Origin of the sequence: Streptomyces thermospinosisporus (assembly GCF_039526425.1) — a bacterium.
Taxonomy (GTDB): Bacteria; Actinomycetota; Actinomycetes; order Streptomycetales; family Streptomycetaceae; genus Streptomyces; species Streptomyces thermocarboxydovorans.
In genome coordinates this window covers 19,339-41,564 of record NZ_BAAAIZ010000003.1, presented here as the reverse complement: position 1 = coordinate 41,564, position 22,226 = coordinate 19,339, and the positions used below count along the sequence as shown (strand labels likewise).

Sequence of the window (22,226 nt, the reverse complement as noted above, 5' to 3'; positions counted from 1 at the left end):
GGCAACGAACGGCGGCCCGTCCTCGCCTCGGGGGAGAGGACGGGCCGCACCCGTATGTCCGCAGGTCGCGCGCCCGGCGGCCGGCGGGCCGTCCGGCGGTCAGAGGCGCTCGGGCGTGCGGATGCCCAGCAGCGCCATGCCCTGGTGCAGCGTCGCCGCGGTCACGTCGCACAGGAACAGACGGTTGGCCACCTGCTCCGGCGTTTCCGCCTTCAACACCGGGCACTTGTCGTAGAACGCGGTGTACAGCGACGCCAGCTGGTACAGGTACGCCGCCAGCTTGTGCGGGGCGTACTCGCGCGCGGCCTCCGTCACCGTCTCCGCGAACGCGTCCAGATGCAGACCCAGGGCGCGCTCCGCCTCGTGCAGCGGCAGCTCCGGGTGCGCGGCCGGACGCACATCCTCCGGCGCCTTGCGCAGGATCGACCGGATCCGGGCGTAGGCGTACTGCAGATACACCGAGGTGTCGCCGTTCAGCGAGACCATCTGGTCCAGGTCGAACTTGTAGTCCCGGTTCGCCGACGTCGACAGGTCCGCGTACTTCACGGCGCCGATGCCCACCTGCTTGCCGCGCTCGGCGATCTCCTCCTCCGACAGGTCCTGCGCCTTCTCCCGCACGACCGCCGAGGCACGCTCGATCGCCTCGTCCAGCAGATCCACCAGCCGGACCGTCTCGCCCTCACGGGTCTTGAACGGCTTGCCGTCCTTGCCGAGGACCGTGCCGAACGCCAGCTGGTACGCCTTGACGTCGTCGTTCAGCCAGCCCGCCCGGCGGGCCGTCTCGAACACCATCTTGAAGTGCAGCGACTGGCGGGCGTCCACCACGTAGATCAGGCTGTTCGCCTTCAGGTTGAACACCCGGTCCCGGATCGCCGACAGGTCCGTCGCCGCGTAGCCGAAGCCGCCGTCCGACTTCTGCACGATCAGCGGCACCGGCTTGCCGTCCGGGCCCTTGATGTCGTCGAAGAAGACGCACAGCGCGCCCTCCGAGCGCACCGCGACACCCGACTCCTCCAGCAGCCGGCAGGTCTCCGCCAGCATGTCGTTGTAGCCGGACTCGCCGACGATGTCCTCGTCGCGGATCTCCATGTCCAGCTTCTCGAACACGGAGAAGAAGTAGATCTTCGACTCGTCGACGAACTTCTGCCACATCTCCAGGGTGTGCGGGTCGCCCGCCTGGAGGTCCACCACCCGGCGCCGGGCCCGCGTCCTGAAGTCCTCGTCGGAGTCGAACAGCTTGCGCGCGGCCTTGTAGAGGCGGTCCAGGTTCGACATCGCCTCCTCGCCGGTGACCTCGGCCTCCTTGTGGTCCAGTTCGTGCGGGTGCTCGTCCAGGTACTGGATGAGCATGCCGAACTGGGTGCCCCAGTCGCCGATGTGGTGGCGGCGGATCACGTTCTCGCCGGTGAACTCCAGCAGCTTCACCACCGCGTCACCGATCACCGCCGAACGCAGATGCCCGACGTGCATCTCCTTCGCCACGTTCGGCTGCGCGTAGTCGATCACCGTGGTGCCCGGCCGCTCCGCGTACGGCACGCCGAGACGGCCCGTCTCGTCCGCGTACCGCGCGGCCAGGTTCCGGATGATCGCCTCGTCCGCGATCGTGATGTTCAGGAAGCCCGGCCCGGACACCTCGATGTCCTTGATCACATCGCCGGTGGTCACCCGCGCCACGACCTCGGCCGCCAGCTCCCGCGGATTGGCCTTCGCCCTCTTCGCCAGCGCCAGGATGCCGTTGGCCTGGAAGTCCGCCCGGTCGCTTCGTCGCAGCAGCGGGTCCGCGGCCGCCTCCGGCCGCACGGCCGAGATCGCGGACGCGAGCTGCTGCTGGACGGTGTCGCTCAGGGACGTGACCGAGGCCATAAGTAGGGGTGCCGTTCTCCTCGTGGGGATGGATAGACCCCGCCAGTATCCCACGCGGGGTAAAGCCGTTTTCCCGGGCGCGTGCCGGTCTGGGAGAATGGCCGGGTCGGTACTCGTCAGTACCTTCCATCAGCACCAGATCCCGCTTCAGGAACTTCAGAAAAAGAGGACGTGCCGATCGTGGCTCAGAGCACCGAGACCACCGACTGGGTCTCCCGTTTCGCGGATGAGGTCATCGAGGAGTCGGAGCGCCGGGCCCCGGGCAAACCTGTCGTCGTCGCGTCCGGTCTCTCCCCCTCCGGCCCGATCCACCTCGGCAACCTGCGCGAGGTCATGACCCCGCACCTGGTCGCCGACGAGATCCGCCGCCGCGGGTACCAGGTCCGGCACCTGATCTCCTGGGACGACTACGACCGCTACCGGAAGGTGCCGGCCGGCGTCACCGGGATCGACGAGACCTGGGCCGAGCACATCGGCAAGCCCCTCACCTCCGTCCCCGCCCCCAAGGGCTCCCCCTACCCGAACTGGGCGGAGCACTTCAAGGCCGCGATGATCGAATCGCTGGGCGAGCTGGGCGTGGAGTTCGACGGGATCAGCCAGACCAAGCAGTACACCTCCGGCGCCTACCGCGAGCAGATCCTGCACGCCATGCGGCACCGCAACGAGATCGACGCGATCCTCGACCAGTACCGCACCAGGAAGGCCCCCGCGAAGAAGTCCCAGAAGCCCGTCGACGAGGCCGAGCTCGAGGCCGCCGAGGGCTCCGGCGCCGCCACCGAGGACGACGGCAGCTCCGGCTCCGCCGGCTACTTCCCGTACAAGCCGTACTGCGGCAACTGCGAGAAGGACTTCACCACCGTCACCTCCTACGACGACGACTCCACCGAGCTGACCTACGCCTGCACCGCCTGCGGCTTCTCCGAGACCGTCCGGCTCAACGAGTTCAACCGCGGCAAGCTGGTCTGGAAGGTCGACTGGCCCATGCGCTGGGCCTATGAAGGCGTGATCTTCGAGCCCAGCGGCGTCGACCATTCCTCGCCCGGCTCGTCCTACCAGGTCGGCGGGCAGATCGTCGGCATCTTCGGCGGCAAGCAGCCCATCGGCCCCATGTACGCCTTCGTCGGCATCAGCGGCATGGCCAAGATGTCCTCCTCACGCGGCGGAGTCCCCACCCCCGCCGACGCGCTGAAGATCATGGAGCCCCAGCTGCTGCGCTGGCTCTACGCCCGCCGCAAGCCCAACCAGTCCTTCAAGGTCGCCTTCGACCAGGAGATCCAGCGCCTCTACGACGAGTGGGACCGCCTCGAGGCCAAGGTCGCCGACGGCACCGCCCTGCCCGCCGACCGCGCCGCACACTCCCGCGCGGTGCGCACCGCCAGCGGCGAGCTGCCGGGCACGCCCCGCCCGCTGCCCTACCGCACCCTCGCCTCCGTCGCCGACATCACCGCCGGCCACGAGGACCAGGCCCTGCGCATCCTCAGCGAGCTCGACCCGTCCCGCCCGCTCACCAGCCTCGACGAGGTCCGCCCCCGCTACGACAAGGCCGAGGCGTGGATCAACACCCACGTCCCCGCCGACCAGCGCACCATCGTCCGCGAGGAACCCGACGCCGAACTGCTGAAGTCCCTCGACGAGCGCAGCCGCGAATCCATCCGGCTCCTCCTCGACGGCCTCGCCGAGCACTGGTCCCTCGACGGGCTCACCCACCTCGTCTACGGCGTCCCCAAGGTCCAGGCCGGCTACTCCGCCGACGCCACGCCCAAGGAGCTCCCGCCGGAGATCAAGACCGCCCAGCGGTCCTTCTTCGCCCTGCTCTACAAGCTCCTCGTCGGCCGCGACACCGGCCCCCGCCTGCCCACCCTGCTGCTCGCGGTGGGCCAGGAGAAGGTGCGGTACCTGCTCGGCGAGTGAGCCGGGAGCAGGCCACCACGGCACCGCACACGGACACACCAGGAGGGGGCGCCCGGAATCCACCGGGCGCCCCCTCCTCGTACTCCTGGTACTCCTGGTACTCCTGCTCGTACTCCCGCCGCCGGGCGACGCGCGCGCTCCCGCAGCCGCCCGGGCGCAGCCGGTCGGGGGTCCGCCGCGCGTCAGGCGATGTGCTCCTCCGTCAGCTCGGCGTTCAGCCGGTTCGAGAAGCGGTCCATCATGCGCTTGGCCTCCGGCCCGTCCAGCGTCACGCCGTAGACCGCCTCGACGTCCGCGGCGAAACCACGCGGCGTCGGCGTCCCGTTGCCGCCCTTCACCGACTCACGGAAGAGCCGGTAGAAGTCCTCCTCCGTCGGCCCGGCAGGCTCCGGCGCACCCCCGCCCTCGCCCAGCTCGCGGGTACGCCCGGGCGACACCGGGATGGGAAAACTGCCGGTCTCCTCCGGACCCGGATCCGGTGCCGGCGGCTCCTCCTGCTCCAGATACTCGTCGGCCTGCCGCTGCTCCTCCGCCCACTGGGCGTACTGCTCCGGGTCGTAGGTCGGGTCGTAGTCACCGTGATACTCCACACTGCGCGGATCGCGCGCATGCAGCCACGGATTCTGGTCCATCGCCGGGTCGTACGCCGCGTCCCCCTCGTACTGCGGACCAGCCTCGTACTGCTGCTGCGGACCGGCCGCCTGCCGCTCCAGCTCCAGACGCTGCTCACCCGCGGGCGCCGCCTGCTGCTGCGCCATCCCCATGGCGCCGGCCGCCTCCGGCTGCGGTGCCGGAGGTATCAGCACCGGCTCGATGCCCGCCGCCGCCAGACCTGCCGGCGCCGTCTCCGCCAGCGGCACCCCGTACTTCGCCAGCCGCAGCGGCATCAGCGCCTCCACCGGCGCCTTGCGGCGCCACGCCCGGCCGAACCGCGACCGCAGCCGCGCCTGGTAGACCAGACGCTCCTGCTCCAGCTTGATCACCTGCTCGTACGAGCGCAGCTCCCACAGCTTCATCCGGCGCCACAGCAGGAACGTCGGCACCGGCGACAGCAGCCACCGGGTCAGCCGCACGCCCTCCATGTGCCGGTCGGCCGTGATGTCCGCGATCCGCCCGATCGCATGCCGGGCCGCCTCCACCGCCACCACGAACAGCACCGGGATCACGCCGTGCATCCCGACACCGAGCGGATCCGGCCACGCCGCCGCACCGTTGAACGCGATCGTCGCCGCCGTCAGCAGCCACGCCGTCTGCCGCAGCAGCGGAAACGGGATCCGGATCCACGTCAGCAGCAGATCCAGCGCCAGCAGCACACAGATGCCCGCGTCGATACCGATGGGGAAGACATAACTGAAGTCGCCGAAGCCCTTCTTCAGGGCCAGCTCACGGACGGCCGCGTACGACCCGGCGAAGCCGATACCGGCGATGATCACGGCACCGGTCACGACCACGCCGATGAGAACCCGGTGCATCCGTGTCAGCTGCAGTGGCGCGGCCACCCGTACTCCCCTCCGCATGCCTGTTCTTGCGCGCAACAGAGTGGCACATGCGTGCGGGGAACGGGTGGCCGGTTCTCGTTCAGCGAGGCGATCAGCTCTTGCCGGACGACTCCGACGACGACTTCGACGACTTCGACGACTCCGACGACTCCGACGACTTGGACGACTTGGACGACGGCTTCGACGACGGCTCCGAGGACTTCCCCGCCCCCGACGACGACTTGGACGACGACGACGGCTTCGACGACGACGACGGCTTCGACGACGACTTCGACCCGGACGGGCCGTTCGCCTTCGTCACCGCGGCCACCGCCTCCTTCGCCGCCGCCTTCGCGTCCTTCATCAGCTCGTCGGCGTCCGGCGTCTTGTCACCCGCCAGACCGGCACCGTTGTAGTCGAGCGTGACCACCACGTTCTCGACCCGCGCCACCACCGTCTGCTGTTTGAAGGTGCCTTCCTTCTTCTTCAGCTCGTAGCGCACCGCCGTCGCCTCGTCGCCCGTCCCCGCGACCGGCTCCGACTTGACGTCCCTGGCACCCTTGGACGCCTCGGCGTCCCGCACCTGCTTGCCGTAGTACCGCTGCGCCAGCTTGTCACCCGAACCACGCGTGACATCCGACTCGAAACGCAGCAGCGACACATTCAGCCAGCGGAACTGCGAACCCTTCACACCGTTGTTGTCGAGGCTGCTCCAGGAGCAGTTGGCCCGCGACGACACATCGTCCGAGCTGCCCTCCTTGCCCGCCTTCGCCTTCGGCACGAGCTCCTCGAGCACCTTCTTCGACAGCACCTCGCACGGCTCAGGCAGCGTCTTGAACGCCGCCGCCTGCACCGTCGGCGACGCGCTCTTCGACGCCGAGACGGTCGCACCCGCGCCCACGCCCTTGTCCTTGCCCTCGCCGGAGCCGGAGTCCGAGGAGCAGCCGGCGACCAGCATCACGGGGACGGCGGCCGCGCAGACAAGAACCCGGTTCAGGCGCCTGGTCCGCTGATCACGCTGATCTCGCTGTGCTCGTCGCTGCATGGTTCCTTCACTCATGACGCTCGTGTTCCCTGCGGTCGGAACGGGGTCCGAGGGGTCACGGTACGCGTTACGCCACTCGTGTGGTCTTCCTTCGCGGGACTTGCGCGCGGCCGTGAAGAGCCCGTGGAGGGCCCTCAGCCGCTCAGCGAACCAGACAGCCCGGAAGCCAGTTTCCGCGCCCTGTCCTGCATTTCCTTGCTGTCCGGCACCACGCCGACCATCGCCGACTGCTCCGCGTACTCCACGGTCACAATCACATTGGACGTGCGGAACGCCACAGTCACCGTGCGCTGCTTCGCCGTCGAACCCGAGCTGCTCAGCTCGTCGTCCAGGTACGCCTCGTCACCCAGATCCTCAAGAACCCGCGACGGCAGACCGGAAGAGGACGACGAAGGAGACACCCCCGACGAACCGGACGAAGGGGACGACTTGGGTGACTTCGCCCCTTTGTCATTTTCGTTGTCCTCGTCGGCCTCGTCGGCCTCGTCACCGCCGCCGGTGCTCGCCGAACCCGACTCCCCGGCCTCCGGCTCCGCCAGATCCGCCTCCGCCAGCAGCTTCGCGAACAGCCGCTCCGCCTCGCTGTCGTCGCTCACCGCGCTGTCGTAGGAGACGACCCGCTCGAAATCCACCCGCAGATGATTCGTGGCCTGCGCCGACTCCACCTTCCAACGGCAGCCCGCCTTGCGGTCCGTGTCGAAGGTGACCGCCGGCTCACCCGCGTACGCCTTCTCCCGCTGCGCCTCGTCCGGCAACTGCGCGATACCCGACAGCAGTTCGTCCAGCAGCTTCTGATCCACCGCCCCGCAGGGCTCCGGCAGCGCCGCGTACTTGCCCGGCTCCGCCGCCTGCGTCGCCGTGCCCGGCTCGCCCGGGTTGGAGTTGTCCGTCGTGCCCCCGTCGGCGGAGCTGCCGGTGCAGCCCGCCAGCAGCGCCGCGAGGAGTGCGGCGACGCCGGCCGCGTACGCCTTCCGCTGCACGATCGGGCTCCTCTCGACGGTGGACGCGGGCCGGTGCCCGCCGGGACGGGCGGGGTCCCCGGCTGCTTAATCGCTTGCCGCGCGGGGGCGCCGCCTGCAGACAATGTGTATCGCACGCACTGCCGTGGACGCCGGTCCGTCATCCCTTTTCATCGGCCTTGGCGCCGGTTTTGCGTTTCAATCCTTTGTGAACGCTTTCGGGGGAATGAGGACGTCATGTCGTACGTGGAGATGCCGGGCGCGAAGGTGCCCATCCGCATGTGGACCGACCCGTCCACCGTCGAGGAGGGTGCACTCCAGCAGTTGCGCAACGTCGCCACCCTCCCGTGGATCAAGGGCCTGGCCGTCATGCCGGACGTCCACTACGGCAAGGGTGCGACGGTCGGCTCGGTCATCGCGATGCAGGGCGCGGTCTGCCCCGCCGCCGTGGGCGTGGACATCGGCTGCGGCATGTCGGCGGTGAAGACGTCCCTCACCGCGAACGACCTCCCCGGCGACCTCTCCCGCCTGCGCTCGAAGATCGAGCAGGCGATTCCGGTGGGGCGGGCCATGCACGACGACCCCGTCGACCCGGGCCGGCTGCACGGATTCCCGACCGGGGGGTGGGACGACTTCTGGCGCCGTTTCGACGGAGTCGCGGAGGCGGTGAAGTTCCGCGAGGAGCGCGCCGCGAAGCAGATCGGAACGCTCGGGTCCGGAAATCATATGATCGAACTTTGTCTCGATCAGTCAAACTCGGTCTGGCTCATGCTGCACTCCGGTTCCCGGAACATCGGGAAGGAGCTCGCCGAGTACCACATCGGCGTCGCACAGAAGCTCCCGCACAACCAGGGCCTGGTCGACCGTGATCTCGCGGTCTTCGTGGCGGACACCCCGCAGATGGCGGCGTACCGGAACGATCTGTACTGGGCGCAGGAGTATGCGCGGTACAACCGCGCGATCATGATGGGGCTCCTGAAGGATGTGATTCGCAGGGAGTTCAAGAAGGCGAAGCCGGTCTTCGAGCAGGAGATCTCCTGCCACCACAACTATGTGGCGGAGGAGCGCTACGACGGCATGGACCTGCTCATCACCCGCAAGGGAGCAATACGGGCGGGCTCCGGCGAGTACGGGATCATCCCTGGATCGATGGGCACGAGTTCCTACATCGTGAAGGGGCTCGGGAACGAGAAGGCCTTCAATTCGGCTTCCCACGGTGCCGGCCGACGAATGAGCCGGAATGCCGCGAAGCGGCGTTTCACCGTGCGGGACTTGGAGGAGCAGACGCGCGGGGTGGAGTGCCGTAAGGACTCCGGCGTGCTGGACGAGATTCCCGGTGCCTACAAGAACATCGATCAGGTGATGCAGCAGCAGCGCGATCTGGTCGAGGTTGTCGCGAAGCTGAAGCAGTTCGTGTGCGTCAAGGGGTGACGCAGGAGGCCCCCGGTGCCATCACCGGGGGCCTCCTCGGCAAGTCACTGTTCGCTAAGGGTCGTCCCGTGACCAGCAGTTACGGGACGACCCTTAGGTCGGCCGTTCAGCGGCCGTATGGGTGATCGACGATGTTCACCCCTGTGAGTTACTTGGCGTGCATCACCGCGTAGATCATGACGAAGGCGACCACGTGGATTCCGAAGAGGAAGTAGCCCAGGTAGATCCAGACGTAGCGCTCGCGCTTCTTCTCCAGCGCGAGGCGCTTCTGTTCGGCGTCGTCGGTCATGGCTGTTCCCTGTGGACCTTGGTGTTGGATGCCTGGGCGCGGGGGCGGACGACCAGGAGGTCGATGTTGACGTGGCTGGGCCGGGTGACGGCCCAGGTGATGGTGTCGGCGACGTCCTCGGCGGTGAGGGGTTCGGCGACGCCCTCGTAGACCTTGGCGGCCTTCTCCGTGTCGCCGCCGAAGCGGGTGAGGGCGAATTCCTCGGTCTTGACCATGCCGGGGGCGATCTCGATGACGCGGACCGGGCGGCCGACGATCTCCAGGCGGAGGGTCTCGGCGAGGACGTGCTCGGCGTGCTTGGCGGCGGCATAGCCGGCGCCGCCCTCGTAGGTGGCGTGGCCGGCGGTGGAGGAGACCACGACGACCGTGCCGTCGCCGCTGGCGTCCAGCTTGGGGAGCAGCGCCTGGGTGAGGTTGAGGGTGCCGATGACGTTGGTCTCGTACATCCGGCGCCAGTCGTCGGGGTCGCCGGTGGCGACGGGGTCGGCGCCGAGTGCGCCGCCGGCGTTGTTGACGAGGACGCCGAGGGTCTTGAAGGCGGTGGCGAACTCGTCGACCGCGGCGCGGTCGGTGACGTCGAGGGGGTAGGCGGTCGCGGAGTGCCCGGCGGCGTTGATCTCTTCGGCGATGGCCTCGATGCGGTCCTTGCGGCGGGCGGTGAGGACGACGCGGTAGCCGGCGGCGGCCAGTCCGCGGGCGGTGGCGGCGCCGATTCCGCTGCTCGCACCGGTGACGACGGCGATGCGGGAGGCTGCGGGCGGTGCGGCGCTGGCCATGGCTGCGGCTCCTCGGGCGGGTTCAGGCGGGTTCGGGCGGTGTGGGGGTGGTGCGGCCAGCATAGGCGCGCGCCGGGTGCCGCCTTTGCGCCGGTGTCATCCGTTCCTGGGCGCCCACATGATCACGGCCATGCCGGCGAGACAGATCAGCGCGCCGGTGATGTCCCAGCGGTCGGGGCGGTAGCCGTCGGCGATCACTCCCCAGAGGATGGACCCGGCGACGAAGATGCCGCCGTACGCGGCGAGCACGCGGCCGAAGTGGGCGTCGGGCTGGAAGGTGGCGACGAAGCCGTAGGCGCCGAGGGCGAGCACTCCGCCGGCGGCCCACATCCAGCCGCGGTGCTCGCGTACGCCCTGCCAGACCAGCCAGGCGCCGCCGATCTCGAAGAGGGCGGCGAGGACGAAGAGGGCGGCGGAGCGGAGGATCAGCATGCCGGCAGCTTCGCACGGGGCGCGGGGGCGGTCGGCGTCTCCTCGTTGTCACCCTTGCTTGTCACCTTGCCACCACCTCGCCGGCGCCTTGGTGTCACCTCGTTGGAGGGCGTCCGGGGGGTGCCGCGGCGGGGATACCTCCTGCATGTCGGGAAACGCACGGTCGCGGCTGCTGGCGGAGCTGTCCGTGGTCGCGCGCCGGTACATCGCCTCGTACGCCCTGTTCAATCAGGCGGTCGCCGATCATCTGGGACTGCATCCGACCGATCTGCAGTGCCTGAACCTGCTGACGCTGGAGGGCGGCCCGGTGACGACCGGCCGTATCGCGGAGCTGACGGGGCTGACGACGGGTGCGGCGACGCGTCTGGTCGACCGTCTGGAGCGGGCCGGTTATGTCGAGCGGCGCCGTGACGCGGAGGACCGCCGCCGGGTTCTGGTGGCTCCGGTGCCGGAGCGGGCGGCGGAGTTCGAGCGGGTGTGGGAGCGGCTGGGCGGCGGCTGGCTGGCTCTCTTCGACGACCTGGACGACGAGCAGCTCGCCCTGTTCATCGACCACATGCGCCGCACCACGGAGTTCAGCGCCCGCCAGACGGCCCGGCTCCGGGCGGGGGAGGTGCCATAACCCCGGGGAGCTCTAGGGGGCTTCCTAGCCCCGCGGTGCTCTAGGAGTTCTCGGCGTCGTAGCGTTCGCGGGCCCTGTGGACCTCCTCGATGTGGGTCTCGGCCCAGTCCTTCACGGCGGTCAGGAGGCGGGCGAGGCCCTCGCCGAGGGGGGTGAGGGTGTAGTCGACGCGGACGGGGACGGACGGGGTGACGGTGCGGCTGATCAGGCCGTCGCGTTCCAGGGTGCGCAGGGTCTGGGTGAGCATCTTCGGGCTGACGCCGGCGATCTTGCGGCCGAGTTCGCTGTAGCGCTTGGGGCCGGAGGAGAGCGCGGCGACGACCAGGGCGACCCACTTGTCGCTGATGCGGTCGAGGAGCTGGTTGGTGGGGCAGTCGCGCAGGAAGGCGTCGTACTCGATGCGGGCCTGTTCGCGGCGCTGGGCCGCTGTGGTGGTCGGCATGACTCACTCCTCGGGTACGTACGCACTCTGCGGTAACTACTTCCTTCTGGATAGTAGCTCTTCCTAGGGTTGCAGTCAGTCGCGGGCGACGGACGAACGAACGGGGCGGCTCGCGGCGGATGGACCGACGTGAAGGAGTTTTCGTGATGGGTGTCATGCGTGCAGCGGTGGTGACGTCGTTCGGCGGGCCGGAGAGCGTGCGGATCGTGCCGGCCGAGGTGCCGGAGCCGGGGGAGGGGGAGGTGCGGATCAAGGTCGCGGCGGCGGCGCTGAACCCGGTGGACGCGGCGGTGCGTGAGGGGGTCTTCGGCGGGGCCGGGCGGACGCTCGGGCTGGGCTGGGACGTCGCGGGGGTCGTGGACGCGGTGGGCCCGGAGGTCTCAGCGGGTCCCGCGGGTCCGGCGGATGCGGCGGGTGCTGCGGCCGGGTGGGGCGTCGGTGACGAGGTGGTGGCTCTGCAGTACGGGATGATCAAGCCGCTGGGCACTCACGCCGAGTACGTGGTGGTGCCCGCGGACGCGGTGGCGAGGGCGCCGCGCACGGCCCGCGCGGTGCGCGCGGCGACGCTTCCGCTGAACGCGCTGGCCGCGGCCCGGGCGCTGGATCTGCTGGACCCGGCTCCCGGCGCGTCGCTGCTGGTGACGGGTGCGGCCGGTGCGGTCGGCGGCTACGCCGTCCAGCTCGCCGCGCTGCGCGGGGTGAAGGTCACCGGGCTCGCCCGGCAGGGCGACGAGGAGTTCGTGCGGTCGCTGGGTGCCGCGGACTTCGTCAGCCGTGAGCCGACGGCCGGCGGCTTCGACGCCGTGCTGGACGCGGCGGTCCTCGGCGGGCGGGCGGTGTCCTGGGCCCGGGACGGCGGAGCGTACGCCGGCCTCATTCCGACGGCCGTGCCGGCCGCGGAGCGCGGGGTGCGGATGGCCGCGGTGGAGGTGGCCGCCGACGGGGCCCGGCTGGCGGAGCTGGTCCGGCTGGTGGACGAGGGGAGGCTGACGCTGCGGGTCGCGGGGACGTACGCCCTGGACGATGCGGTGAAGGCGCACGCCCGGCTGGCGGAGGGCGGGGTGCGGGGGCGGCTGGTGCTGGTTCCGTAGCCCGCAGGCCGTAGCCGTTTCTGGGGGGCGGCGCTGGGCCCGGTCGCGTTCTGTGCGGCTGGGCCTGCCTGTCCGTGAGTGGAGCTACGCGGCCGGACCTTCGGGTCTGCGGGTGAAGGTGAAGGTGATGCCCGCCTGGCCGGCGAGTTCGCCGCCGGAGCCCAGCAGGGACACCGTGCCCTTGGCGCTGATCTCGGCGCTGAAGCTCACTTCGTCGAGCTGGAACTCTCCGGCCTTCCGGGGCAGCGAGGCGAGTACGTCCCGCATCGTCGCGACGAAGTCGTGGAGGCGGGACTGCAGTTCGGCGGCGGGGATCTCCGTCCTTGCCGCCCGCCATTCGTCCAGGCGGCGCAGTGACAGCCGGTCGGTGCGGCCCTGGCCGGTGTCCTCCAGGCCGAGGACGCTGATGGTGCCGGTGGGTTCCCCGGCGGCGTTCTCAGGGGTGGTCTGGTCGGGCGGGGTCACAGGGCTGCTCCTCCATGGTCGGACGGACGTGCAGGTCGGGGTCGGCGTAGGCGGCGTAGCTCAGGCCGAGGGGGTTGCCCAGGGTGTGCAGGAGGTGCCGTCGGCTCTCCAGCAGGGCGCGGCCGAGGGGGATGCGCCGGATGAGGAATCTCTCGTAGAAGGCCTGGGAGAAGGCCGCGGCGACGTCGTCCGGGATCTCTGTCTCGGTGCCGATGAACCCGCGGTTGCCGTTCATGAGGAAGAGATACGGGAACGACGGTGCGTCCTGGGCGCGCATCCGGCCGGAGCCGCAGGCGTTCATGGTCACGAGCGGCAGCTCGAAGTCGCGTTCGTCGTGGCTGACGGCGAGGGCGACGAGGTCGGCGCCCAGGGTGCGCAGCGTGGTGCGGGAGTGGTGGCCGGCGCCGCTGAGTTCGATCTCCGCGGCGAGGGGGTCGTCGGAGCGGGTGTAGCAGTGGCAGGCGAAGTGCTGGAGCTGGTCGGGCAGGGCGCGCCGTGCGCCGTCGAGGAGGAGCCGGGGGTCGAAGATCTGCTCGGCGAGGGTGGGTTCGCCGTTCGCCTCGTGCGGGTAGGGGCCTTCGAGGTCGACGTGGGCGTGCGCGGCGCCGGTGAACCAGGCGAGTTCCGTCATGGCCCCGTCGAGGTCTTCGTAGTAGAGGAAGCGGGCGGGCAGCCGGCCCTGCGGTCCGGTGCTCAGGGCGGTGGCTCCGGTGCCGCCGCGGATCGGGGCGGGGAGCAGGGCGCGGCGCACGATGCAGGAGAAGCCGGCGAAGGTGCTGCACGCGGTGACGAATTCCGCGCGGTTGTCGATGCGAGGTCCGGGCGCTATGTCGGACAGCGGCAGGAATTCCAGGGGCAGAAAGCTGTCGCCGGGGCCGGCGCATTCGACGAGGGGCGGCGGCAGGGCGGGGTTCCGGGCGAAGGGTACGGCCTGCCGCCAGAAGGACTGAAGGCCTTTCAGCACCGTCGGCCTCGGGCCGAAGAGGGTGAACAGCAGGCTGCGGCCGAGGCTGTGCAGGCGCTGGAAGACCCGGTCGAGGTCCTTGTCGTCCTCCACGGCGAGGGACGGCAGATCGTCCTTGAGACGGGTCAGTTCCCGGTCCAGCTCGTGGCGGGCCCGGGTGAGGGCGTCGCTGCCGACGAGGGTGACCGACAGGGGCGGCACACCGGGCCGGCGTGCGGTGAAGTCGAGGGTGGTGGCCTCACGGGTCGTCATGACGCGGACGGAGACGTCGGGTCGGTGCGCCTGTCTCATGCGTCGGTCGCGTCCTCGCCCTCGGTGCCCGGTGTCCGGGACGTCTCGTCCAGTTCCCCGGCCGCCGGGATGTCCGGTGCGGCCTGCACCTCGATCTTCAGGGCGGCGACCTGGATCAGACGGCCCGCCTGGTAGAGCTGGAACCACACTTCGTGGATGCCCGGCTGTTCGGGCAGCCGGAAGCCGAAGGGTGTCTGCACCTCGTGCGCCACGCTGAGGCTCTTGCGCTGGGGCAGCGGGGTGAGGGTGGAGCTGTCCACGATGGCGTCGAACTGCACCGCCTGAGGGCTTCCGGCTCCCAGTCCGTCTCTCCCCCTTCCCAGTACCCGGGCTCGGGGTAGCCGCGTTCCCTGTCGCGGTAGCTGCGTTCGCTGTCGCGGTAGCTGCGTTCGCTGTCGCGGTAGCTGCGTTCGCTGTCGCCGAGGGGCTGAGCGGCACGGCGTACCGCGAGGACCAGACGGGCGACGTCCCTTTCGGGGAGCGCGGTGTCCATCCACTTCAGGAGGCCGGATTGGAGGACGAGCAGGAGTACGGCCGTTGCCGCGAGCGCGGTGACGCCCGCCAGTACGACGTGTGCGCCGCCCCAGGTACGGGACTCCCAGGCGGCCCAGCCGGTCGTGCCCAGCGGCACGATCAGCCCGGCGAGCTGCGCTCCGGGGGGACCGGTGTCCGCCGCGCGGCCCTGGAGTCCCCGGGCGGCGCCCGTCAAGGCGGCCAGCAGCGCCAGGGCCGTGATCACACCGACGACTGCCCGCGTGGGCACGGCGATGTCCCCCCGCACGAAGGCGTCGGTCACCGCGCCCAGGACCCCCGCCGCTGCGAGGGCGACGCCGAAGGGGAAGCAGTAGTCCTCTGCGGCCGGAGAGGTGGAGTAGTCGAGCAGCCAGAACAGTGCCGCCGACAGGAGCAGCAGCGAGCCCAGCAGCCAGGCCGTCCACAGCGGTCCGTGCGCGGCGGAGCGGACGGTGAGCCAGGATCCGCACAGCACGGTCACCGCGAAGGCCCAGAGATTGCGGTGGTCTTCGGAGGGGGTGGAGCCGGTGCCGTGGGCGGCGGAGATGGAGGTGACGCGCCAGGTCGCGGCGGCGGCCAGCGCCAGCATCAGACCGCCCGCCGTCGCCGTCACCGTCACGGACCCGGTGCGGGCGGCCCTCCCGGTGAGCAGCAGCAGCTCGGCGAACAGGGTGGCCGAGAGCAGCGCGTGGGTGCGCAGGTGCCGTGCTCGCGCCTTGCTCGGGCGGGGACCGGTGCGACTCGTCACGGCCGGCCCCGGGTGGGTTCCGGCCGCCCCGGGCCCGAGGCGCGCGACCGCGATCTCGGCGCCTCCCCAGGCCGATGCGGCCAGCGCCAGCCAGAGCATGAGCCTGGCCGCAGCCGGGAGGAAGTCGTGCACCGGCATCGTCACGGCGAGCAGCCCTCCCGCCGCTGCCGCGCCGCTCGCCACGGCAGCCGCGGCGGCGGTGCCGGTTCGCCCCCGCCTCGCATCCGATGCCATCGCACCCCCGCCGATGCCCACGCCGCCCGATTCCGGACTGCCCAGTATCGCCACTCACCGTGGCTGCCGCAGTACCTGTGGTGAATTTCGCGCGCGACCTCGCCGTGGCCATCACGCCGCACAACGTGACCAGCGGTCGCGGTTTCCCCTTCACCAGCGGTTTCCCCGGACGGCTGCCGGCGTGAGCCGTGAGAGGGCGATAAGACGTGAGCCGTGAGACGGCGGTAAGACGCGAGCCGTGAGAGGCCGGTAAGACGTGAGCCGGTGAGAGGCCGGTAAGAACGGACCCCGCTCTCGCCGGCGACCCGGCCCCGCAGGGCGACGCTTGGCACACTGGGCACGTGCCGCACACCGTTCTGCTCGCCGAAGACGACCGAGCCATCCGCAACGCCCTGGAACGCGCCCTGACCCTGGAGGGCTACCGGGTCACGGCCGTCGCCGACGGGGTGGAGGCGCTGGCGGAGGCCCACCGCAGCCGGCCCGATGTGCTGGTGCTGGACGTGATGATGCCCGGCATCGACGGGCTCCAGGTGTGCCGGGTGCTGCGCGCCGAGGGCGACCGCACCCCTGTGCTGATGCTGACCGCGCTGGTGGAGACCGCCGACCGGATCGCCGGTCTGGACGCGGGCGCGGACGACTACGTGGTCAAGCCGTTCGACGTGGAGGAGGTCTTCGCCCGGCTGCGTGCCCTGCTGCGCCGGGCCGCCCCCGCCCCGGAGCCGAACGGCACCGGCCCCGTTGCCGCACAGCCGCACGCGCCGAACGCCTCCGCGCCGGGCAGGCTGCTGGAGGCGGCCGGGCTGTGCATGGACCCGCAGGCCCGCCGCGCCTGGCGGGGCGAACGCGAACTGGAGCTGACCCGCACCGAGTTCGAACTGCTCGAACTGCTGCTGCGCAACGCGGGAGTCGTCCTGGACCACGCCACCATCTACGACCGCATCTGGGGCTACGACTTCGGCCCCGGCTCCAAGAACCTCGCCGTCTACGTCGGATACCTGCGCCGCAAGCTCGACCAGCCCGGCGCGCCGCAGCTGATCCACACGGTGCGCGGGGTCGGTTACGTGCTGCGGGAGGACTGAGGTGCAGGCGCCGGGCAGCGCGCGCCCCGCACGCGGGCGCCGCCGGCTGCGGCTGCTGTCGCTGGGCACCACCTTCGCGGTGGCGTTCGCCTCGGTGACCGCCGTCGTCACCGTGCTGGTCGGCCTGCTCTCCTACAGCGCCGCCGCCCGGCTGGTGCGGGTGGACCAGCAGTCCGTCTTCGACGAGGTGGTGCAGGACCTGCGCCAGGAGGTGCGGGCGAACCGGATGACGCCGGTCGACTTCTCCTCCACCTCCCCCGGCCACGACCTGGTGCGGCCCGCGCGGACCGACGTCCAGGTGCTCGGGCCGGACGGCGGCGTGTTCGACCCGGGCAGCCCCGGCCTGCCGGTGACCGGCGCCGACCGCGAGGTCGCCGCCGCGCGCACCGCCGGGCAGGTGGTGACGCACGCGGAGGTCGACGTCGGCGACGACGTCTACCGGGTCGCGACGGTCGCACTCGGCGGCAGCCGGGGCGCGGTGCAGGTCGCCCAGGAGTCCAGCGACACCGAGGACCTGCTGCGCGCGCTGCAACGGCGCACGCTGGTGCTGATGGTGGCGGTGGTCGTCGGCGCCGGGCTGTTCGGCTGGTGGCTGGCCCGGCGGATCACCCGCCGGCTGGTCGTCCTCACCGACGCCGCGGAGATCGTCGCCCGCACCCGGCGGCTCGGCATCCAGGTGCCGGTCGCCGGGCAGGACGAGGTGGGCCGGCTGGGCCGCGCCTTCGACCGGATGCTGGGCCGGCTCGCCCAGTCCGAGGAGGACCAGCGCCGTTTGGTCCAGGACGCCGGCCATGAACTGCGCACCCCGCTCACCTCGTTGCGCACCAACATCTCGCTGCTGCGCCGCATCGACGAACTCCCGCCCGGCACCCGGGAGGAACTGGTCGACGACCTCACCCAGGAGGCCCGCGAACTGACCGACCTGGTCAACGAGTTGGTCGACCTCGCGGCCGGCCAGTCGGACAGCGAGCCGCCGCAGCAGCTCGACCTCGCCGAGATCGCCGAGGACGTCGCCGGTCTGGCCCGCCGCCGCAGCGGGCGGGAGATCCTGGTCCGGGCGAGCGGCGACACCACCACCGAGGGACGGCCCGGCATGCTGACGCGGGCGCTGTCCAACCTGGTGGAGAACGCGGTCAAGTTCGACCGGGACGGCAACCAGCCGGTGGAGATCGCCGTCGCCGGCCCCGCCCGGCCGGGGACGGTACGGGTGGAAGTACGGGACCGGGGGCCCGGCATCGCCGAGGACGACCTGATCCGCGTCTTCGACCGCTTCTACCGCGCCCCCGCCGCCCGCTCCCTCCCCGGCTCCGGCCTCGGCCTGTCCATCGTCCGCGAGGTGGCCCTCGCCCACGGCGGAGCCCCCTACGCCTTCCAGCGGGAGGGCGGCGGCACCGTGATCGGCTTCACGGTGGCGGGAGCCGGGGCACGCGAGGAGGACTGAGCCGGCCGAAGGCTGCTCGCCGCGTACCCCGCCTCTGCCGCCGCCCGCGCCCCGCGTCCCGGTACCCCCCACGGGTCCCGCCCCTGCCGCCGCCCGGATCCCGTTCCGCGCCGAGGCCGGCGACCACGGCACGCGCCGCACCAGCTGGCAGGACCTGGACCTGGCAGACCACTGGCGCCGCTACCTCACCGACCCGCAGGCCTACCTCCGGCACGTCCCGTCCTCGGCTGAGGCCGCCCGGCCGTCGCGGCTTTCCCGCGGCCGACCGATGACTTCCGGCCCGCGCGGGTGTCTGAACGTACGTACTCACCCACCGCAGCCCAAGCCCGTACGACGGAGACGCGATCATGAGCAGCACCGAGCAGACCACCCCGGCCAACGGCTTCCCCTACACCCTCACCCGCACCCTGGACGCCCCCGCGGCCACCGTGTGGCAGGCCTGGACCATCCCCGACCAGTACGCCCAGTGGGCCTACTGCGCTCCCGGCTCGGTCGAGATGGACGTCCGCCCGGGCGGCAGCTGGAAGGCCACCGTGGTCACGCCGGACGGCGGCGAGTTCCCGCTGACCGGCAGCTACCTGGAGGTGGCCGAGAACCACCGCCTGGTCATCGGCATGAACGCCCCCGGAAAGCCCGAGCCGGAGACGATGAGCGTGGAACTCACCCCGCAGGACGCCGGCCGCACCCGCATCGTCGTCCACCAGACCTGCGAGACCACCGAGGAACGCGACCTCGCGGAGCAGGGCAGCACCATGCTGCTCAACAGCCTGACGACCTACCTGGCGGGCTGACCACCGGCCACGCCCGGGCCAACCCCGGGCCAACCCCGGGCCACCCCCTGGCCGCAGGCGTCGCCGGAAGCACGGGAAACGCCGGAACGCACCGGAAACACCCGAAGCGCCGGAAACACCGGAGACCGCATCCGAACAATCGGGTGCGGTTTTCCGTATGTCCTGGACGGGCCGGAGGCTTTTCGTTATCCCGTCCCGGGCAGTGGCTCTCCTCTTGTGCAGGGCGGGACAGCCCCGGACCGAGAAGGAGAGTGGACGAGCATGGCAGCGAGCGGGGACATAGGCGCGGCGGTCGTCGAGGCGGCACGCAGCGGTGACCAGCGGGCGCAGGACGAGCTCGTCGCCGGCTGCCTGCCGCTGGTCTACAACATCGTGGGCCGGGCGCTGAACGGTCACCCGGACGTCGACGACGTGGTGCAGGAGACCATGCTGCGCGCCCTGCGCTCGCTCGGCTCGCTTGCGGAACCCGCCAAGTTCCGGTCCTGGCTGGTGGCCATCACCATGAACCAGATACGCCACCACTGGCGCGACGGCCGTTCCGAACCGGCCAGCCGGGGACTGCGCGACGCGTACGACGTCGCCGACCCCGGCGCCGACTTCGTGGACCTGACCATCATCCGGCTCGGACTGGAGGGCCAGCGGCGCGAGGTCGCGGAGGCCACCCGCTGGCTGGACCCCGACGACCAGGCGCTGCTGTCGCTGTGGTGGCTGGAGGCGGCGGGCGAGCTGACCCGCGCGGAGGTGGCCGCGGCGCTGGAGCTGTCGCCGCAGCACACGGCGGTCCGTGTGCAGCGCATGAAGGCCCAGCTGGAGACGGCCCGGCTGGTGGTACGGGCGCTGGCGGCGCAGCCCCGCTGCGTCCTGCTGGACGACGTCGTCGCCATCTGGGACGGCACCCCGTCCGCCCTGTGGCGCAAGCGCATCGCCCGCCACGCCCGCGACTGCACCCGCTGCGCCGGTTTCCAGTCCGGCCTGGCCCCGGCGGAGGGCCTGCTGGTCGGTTTGGGGCTGGTGCCGATCGCCGGTCTGCTCGGCGGAGCCCTGGCCGGCTTCGCCGGCGGCGTGGCGGACGCGGCGCCGGTCGCGTTCGCGGCGGACGCCGGGGCTACCCAGCCGACGTTTACGCCGGACGCCGGGGCGACTCAGCCGGCGTTCCCTAAGGACGCTGGGGCGACTCAGCCGGCGTTCGCTACGGACGCAGGGGCGACCCAGCCGATACCGGCGGTCGGCGGGGGGCCGGCGTACGGCGACTACGGCAGTTCTGGCGGCCCCGGCGATCTCGACGCACCCGGCGATCTCGACGCACCCAGCGATCTCGACGCACCCACGACGGCCGTCTCGCACGCGGACCGGGCGCCCAAGCTCGACGCGCCGCCCACCGCCGAGATCACCGCCGGCAGTGGACCGCGCACCAGCCGCCGGGCGCAGACCCGGCAGCGCAGGCGGCGGAAACGGAACGTGGCCGCCGCCGTCGCCCTGCTCGTCACCGGCGGGACCGTCGGCGGCATCGCCATCCTCACCCCGGAGGACAAGGACGGCACCACCGTGCAGTCGGCGCCCGAGGGCGTCGAGCCGTCCGCCTCCTCCGGCACCGATACGGGGACGCCCTCGGCCTCCGCCTCGCCCTCGGCCAGCCCGTCCCGCAAGGCCTCGCCGTCGGCCCCGGCGTCCCCGAAGCCCAGCAAGTCCCCCAAGAAGACGGCGGTCGCCCGCGCCACCCAGCCCGAACGCACCCAGCCCGAACGCACCCAGACCGCACAGCAGCAGCCGCAGAAGAAACCGTCGACCGCCCCGCAGGCCGCCCCCGCCGGCTCGCCCGCCGCGCAGGTCCTGGCGCTCACCAACGCCGAGCGCAGCAAGGCCGGTTGCGGACGGGTGACCGCCGACAGCCGCCTGGCCGAGGCGGCCCAGCTGCACAGCGAGGACATGTCGGCCAACAACTACTTCAGCCACACCAGCCAGGACGGCCGCTCCTTCGCCGACCGCGCCAAGGCCCAGGGCTACCCGAGCCCCGGCGCCGAGAACATCGCCAAGGGCCAGAGTTCCGCCGCGGCGGTCATGGACGCCTGGATGAACTCCCCCGGCCACCGCGCGAACATCCTCAACTGCGACCTCAAGACCATGGGCGTCGGCGTCACCACCGACGACTGGACCTGGACCCAGGTCTTCGGCTTCTGAACCGCCGGTGACAGGGCCGGAAAGGGCGGGAAGCCGGAAATGCGAGGATGAGCCGCGATGAGTCCTGGGTGGGGATGGCACACGACGCGGGCGGCGGTGTTCGCGGCCGTCTGCGTACTGCTCGCCACCCTGGGTCACGTCCTGATGTCCGACACCGCCCTCCCGTGGTGGGCGCTGGGCGCGGCGGTCCTCGTCACCGGCGCCGCGGCCTGGTGCCTCGCTGCCCGGGAACGGGGGCTGCTGCTCGTCTCCAGCGCCGTTGTGACCGTTCAGGCGGTCCTGCACCTGTGGTTCTCGTACGCGCAGGAGCTGTCGGCGACGGCAGCGGCGCTCTCCGCGGCGGGCGAAGCCTGGTCACATTCCGTTCTGTATACCGCTATTGCCGGTGAATCAGCGGCGGGCCATGCGCATCACGCGGCTCACGTCGGCCACGGCCATGCTTCGCTCCACCCCCTGACCGGCAGCGGCTCCGTCGCGGAGTCCCTGGCCGGCGGCGGCTCCGTCGCGGAGTCCCTGGCCGGCGGCGGCTCCGTCGCGGAGTCCCTGGCGGGCGGCGGCGGTCCGGAGCACACCATGGCCGGGATGTCCTCCACGGGCATGCTCGCCGCCCACCTGCTGGCCGCGCTGCTCTGCGGCCTCTGGCTCGCCCACGGCGAACGCGCGGCCTTCCGCATCCTGCGCGCCGTCGCCGCCCGTCTGGCCGCCCCGCTGCGGCTGCTGCTCGCCCTGCCCGCACCGCCGCACCGGCCGCGCATCCGGCTCCCCCGCGTCCGCGCCGCCCGCAATCCGCGCCGGCTCCTCCTCGTCCATACCCTCACTTCTCGGGGCCCGCCCGCAGGGCCTGCTGTCCTCGGAGCCCTTCGACCTCTCTGAGCCGTCCCGGCATCAGGGTCGTTCGTCCGAGGTCCCTCCGGGACAGCCGGTTCCCCGGCCGCATGGTCGCCGCGCCCCCCGCGCGGCGGCGGACGCGGCTCGGGCAACGGGCGTACGCCGCCGCCTGCGCGCACGCCCGCCCCCCACGTCAACACCGGATCGCCGCCGCGCCGTGCGCGGCCCGTCCGGCATGCGTGATACCCGTCATCCGTCCCTCTGCGGACGGCCGCCGCATGCCCGGACGTCCGGACTCCCGAGAAGGACACCAGGTGATCACTCCTGCCCTGTCTTCCATGCCCAGGAGCACGCA

22 protein-coding genes are annotated in these 22,226 nt (G+C 71.5%); 10 read left to right on the top strand and 12 right to left on the bottom strand.

Annotated features, from left to right (window positions below):
• Positions 1–99: 99 nt before the first annotated feature.
• Entirely contained in the window at positions 100–1,863 is a 1,764-nt protein-coding gene (gene argS / locus ABD207_RS01380) for an arginine--tRNA ligase (protein WP_344009310.1), read from the bottom strand.
• A 171-nt stretch (positions 1,864–2,034) separates the two neighbouring features.
• Here argS and lysS point away from each other — a divergent pair, with 171 nt between their 5' ends.
• Positions 2,035–3,774 carry a lysine--tRNA ligase gene (gene lysS, locus ABD207_RS01375; protein WP_344009309.1) on the top strand — a complete coding sequence of 580 codons (1,740 nt, stop codon included), beginning with the start codon at positions 2,035–2,037 and terminating at the stop codon, positions 3,772–3,774.
• A 182-nt stretch (positions 3,775–3,956) separates the two neighbouring features.
• Here lysS and ABD207_RS01370 read toward each other — a convergent pair whose 3' ends face one another.
• From ABD207_RS01370 to ABD207_RS01360, 3 genes are all read right to left on the bottom strand, one after another.
• Complete coding sequence (locus ABD207_RS01370) at positions 3,957–5,273, bottom strand: DUF2637 domain-containing protein (RefSeq protein ID WP_344009307.1); 1,317 nt, start codon at positions 5,271–5,273, stop codon at positions 3,957–3,959.
• Between the two features lie 91 nt (positions 5,274–5,364).
• Positions 5,365–6,312, bottom strand: coding sequence for a DUF3558 family protein (locus ABD207_RS01365; protein ID WP_344009305.1), 948 nt, complete (start codon positions 6,310–6,312; stop codon positions 5,365–5,367).
• A gap of 119 nt (positions 6,313–6,431) precedes the next feature.
• Positions 6,432–7,277, bottom strand: a complete 846-nt coding sequence (locus ABD207_RS01360; protein ID WP_344009303.1) for a DUF3558 domain-containing protein — start codon at positions 7,275–7,277, stop codon at positions 6,432–6,434.
• A gap of 216 nt (positions 7,278–7,493) precedes the next feature.
• Here ABD207_RS01360 and ABD207_RS01355 point away from each other — a divergent pair, with 216 nt between their 5' ends.
• Positions 7,494–8,687, top strand: coding sequence for an RtcB family protein (locus tag ABD207_RS01355; protein WP_344009301.1), 1,194 nt, complete (start codon positions 7,494–7,496; stop codon positions 8,685–8,687).
• Between the two features lie 148 nt (positions 8,688–8,835).
• On the opposite strand, the gene ABD207_RS01350 is transcribed toward ABD207_RS01355, so the two are convergent.
• The 3 genes from ABD207_RS01350 to ABD207_RS01340 form a co-directional block, all read right to left on the bottom strand.
• Entirely contained in the window at positions 8,836–8,976 is a 141-nt protein-coding gene (locus ABD207_RS01350) for a hypothetical protein (protein ID WP_167990872.1), read from the bottom strand.
• Complete coding sequence (locus ABD207_RS01345; protein WP_344009299.1) at positions 8,973–9,752, bottom strand: SDR family NAD(P)-dependent oxidoreductase; 780 nt, start codon at positions 9,750–9,752, stop codon at positions 8,973–8,975. Before ABD207_RS01345 ends, ABD207_RS01350 begins: the two co-directional genes overlap by 4 nt.
• Positions 9,753–9,848: 96 nt before the next feature.
• Complete coding sequence (locus tag ABD207_RS01340; RefSeq protein WP_344009297.1) at positions 9,849–10,184, bottom strand: YnfA family protein; 336 nt, start codon at positions 10,182–10,184, stop codon at positions 9,849–9,851.
• Positions 10,185–10,329: 145 nt separating this feature from the next.
• Between ABD207_RS01340 and ABD207_RS01335 the strand changes: the two genes are divergently transcribed.
• The gene (locus tag ABD207_RS01335) at positions 10,330–10,806 is read left to right on the top strand and encodes a MarR family winged helix-turn-helix transcriptional regulator (RefSeq protein WP_344009295.1); all 477 of its coding nucleotides are present in this window, start codon (positions 10,330–10,332) and stop codon (positions 10,804–10,806) included.
• A gap of 40 nt (positions 10,807–10,846) precedes the next feature.
• On the opposite strand, the gene ABD207_RS01330 is transcribed toward ABD207_RS01335, so the two are convergent.
• Positions 10,847–11,248 carry a winged helix-turn-helix transcriptional regulator gene (locus ABD207_RS01330; protein ID WP_344009293.1) on the bottom strand — a complete coding sequence of 134 codons (402 nt, stop codon included), beginning with the start codon at positions 11,246–11,248 and terminating at the stop codon, positions 10,847–10,849.
• A 155-nt stretch (positions 11,249–11,403) separates the two neighbouring features.
• Here ABD207_RS01330 and ABD207_RS01325 point away from each other — a divergent pair, with 155 nt between their 5' ends.
• The gene (locus ABD207_RS01325) at positions 11,404–12,339 is read left to right on the top strand and encodes a zinc-binding dehydrogenase (RefSeq protein WP_344009356.1); all 936 of its coding nucleotides are present in this window, start codon (positions 11,404–11,406) and stop codon (positions 12,337–12,339) included.
• An 84-nt stretch (positions 12,340–12,423) separates the two neighbouring features.
• On the opposite strand, the gene ABD207_RS01320 is transcribed toward ABD207_RS01325, so the two are convergent.
• Genes ABD207_RS01320 through ABD207_RS01305 form a run of 4 tightly spaced genes read right to left on the bottom strand, consistent with a single transcriptional unit; the run spans position 12,424 to position 15,464 of the window.
• Positions 12,424–12,804 (bottom strand): Pepco domain-containing protein, encoded by a 381-nt coding sequence (locus ABD207_RS01320; protein WP_344009291.1) that lies wholly within the window; start codon positions 12,802–12,804, stop codon positions 12,424–12,426.
• Positions 12,776–14,020, bottom strand: a complete 1,245-nt coding sequence (locus tag ABD207_RS01315; RefSeq protein ID WP_344009289.1) for a CHAT domain-containing protein — start codon at positions 14,018–14,020, stop codon at positions 12,776–12,778. Before ABD207_RS01315 ends, ABD207_RS01320 begins: the two co-directional genes overlap by 29 nt.
• Positions 14,021–14,055: 35 nt before the next feature.
• Positions 14,056–14,208, bottom strand: coding sequence for a hypothetical protein (locus tag ABD207_RS01310; RefSeq protein ID WP_344009287.1), 153 nt, complete (start codon positions 14,206–14,208; stop codon positions 14,056–14,058).
• Complete coding sequence (locus ABD207_RS01305) at positions 14,175–15,464, bottom strand: hypothetical protein (protein ID WP_344009285.1); 1,290 nt, start codon at positions 15,462–15,464, stop codon at positions 14,175–14,177. Before ABD207_RS01305 ends, ABD207_RS01310 begins: the two co-directional genes overlap by 34 nt.
• Positions 15,465–15,613: 149 nt before the next feature.
• On the opposite strand from ABD207_RS01305, the gene ABD207_RS01300 reads away from it, so the two are divergent.
• From ABD207_RS01300 to ABD207_RS01275, 6 genes are all read left to right on the top strand, one after another.
• Entirely contained in the window at positions 15,614–15,739 is a 126-nt protein-coding gene (locus ABD207_RS01300; protein ID WP_344009283.1) for a hypothetical protein, read from the top strand.
• Between the two features lie 156 nt (positions 15,740–15,895).
• A complete protein-coding gene (locus ABD207_RS01295) occupies positions 15,896–16,633 on the top strand; it encodes a response regulator transcription factor (RefSeq protein ID WP_344009281.1) in 738 nt (245 codons plus the stop codon).
• Between the two features lies 1 nt (position 16,634).
• Complete coding sequence (locus tag ABD207_RS01290; RefSeq protein ID WP_344009280.1) at positions 16,635–18,074, top strand: HAMP domain-containing sensor histidine kinase; 1,440 nt, start codon at positions 16,635–16,637, stop codon at positions 18,072–18,074.
• A 347-nt stretch (positions 18,075–18,421) separates the two neighbouring features.
• Positions 18,422–18,865 (top strand): SRPBCC family protein, encoded by a 444-nt coding sequence (locus ABD207_RS01285; RefSeq protein ID WP_344009279.1) that lies wholly within the window; start codon positions 18,422–18,424, stop codon positions 18,863–18,865.
• Positions 18,866–19,126: 261 nt separating this feature from the next.
• Entirely contained in the window at positions 19,127–21,043 is a 1,917-nt protein-coding gene (locus ABD207_RS01280; protein ID WP_344009278.1) for a sigma-70 family RNA polymerase sigma factor, read from the top strand.
• A gap of 57 nt (positions 21,044–21,100) precedes the next feature.
• Entirely contained in the window at positions 21,101–21,916 is an 816-nt protein-coding gene (locus ABD207_RS01275; protein WP_344009276.1) for a hypothetical protein, read from the top strand.
• The last annotated feature ends 310 nt before the right edge of the window (positions 21,917–22,226 follow it).

Coding starts and splice junctions, on each gene's coding strand:
- argS (WP_344009310.1), bottom strand. CDS start 1,863: ATGGCCTCGGTCACGTCCCTGAGCGACACCGTCCAGCAGCAGCTCGCG.
- ABD207_RS01365 (WP_344009305.1), bottom strand. CDS start 6,312: ATGAGTGAAGGAACCATGCAGCGACGAGCACAGCGAGATCAGCGTGAT.
- ABD207_RS01355 (WP_344009301.1), top strand. CDS start 7,494: ATGTCGTACGTGGAGATGCCGGGCGCGAAGGTGCCCATCCGCATGTGG.
- ABD207_RS01350 (WP_167990872.1), bottom strand. CDS start 8,976: ATGACCGACGACGCCGAACAGAAGCGCCTCGCGCTGGAGAAGAAGCGC.
- ABD207_RS01345 (WP_344009299.1), bottom strand. CDS start 9,752: ATGGCCAGCGCCGCACCGCCCGCAGCCTCCCGCATCGCCGTCGTCACC.
- ABD207_RS01340 (WP_344009297.1), bottom strand. CDS start 10,184: ATGCTGATCCTCCGCTCCGCCGCCCTCTTCGTCCTCGCCGCCCTCTTC.
- ABD207_RS01335 (WP_344009295.1), top strand. CDS start 10,330: ATGTCGGGAAACGCACGGTCGCGGCTGCTGGCGGAGCTGTCCGTGGTC.
- ABD207_RS01330 (WP_344009293.1), bottom strand. CDS start 11,248: ATGCCGACCACCACAGCGGCCCAGCGCCGCGAACAGGCCCGCATCGAG.
- ABD207_RS01325 (WP_344009356.1), top strand. CDS start 11,404: ATGCGTGCAGCGGTGGTGACGTCGTTCGGCGGGCCGGAGAGCGTGCGG.
- ABD207_RS01315 (WP_344009289.1), bottom strand. CDS start 14,020: ATGACGACCCGTGAGGCCACCACCCTCGACTTCACCGCACGCCGGCCC.
- ABD207_RS01285 (WP_344009279.1), top strand. CDS start 18,422: ATGAGCAGCACCGAGCAGACCACCCCGGCCAACGGCTTCCCCTACACC.
- ABD207_RS01280 (WP_344009278.1), top strand. CDS start 19,127: ATGGCAGCGAGCGGGGACATAGGCGCGGCGGTCGTCGAGGCGGCACGC.
- ABD207_RS01275 (WP_344009276.1), top strand. CDS start 21,101: ATGAGTCCTGGGTGGGGATGGCACACGACGCGGGCGGCGGTGTTCGCG.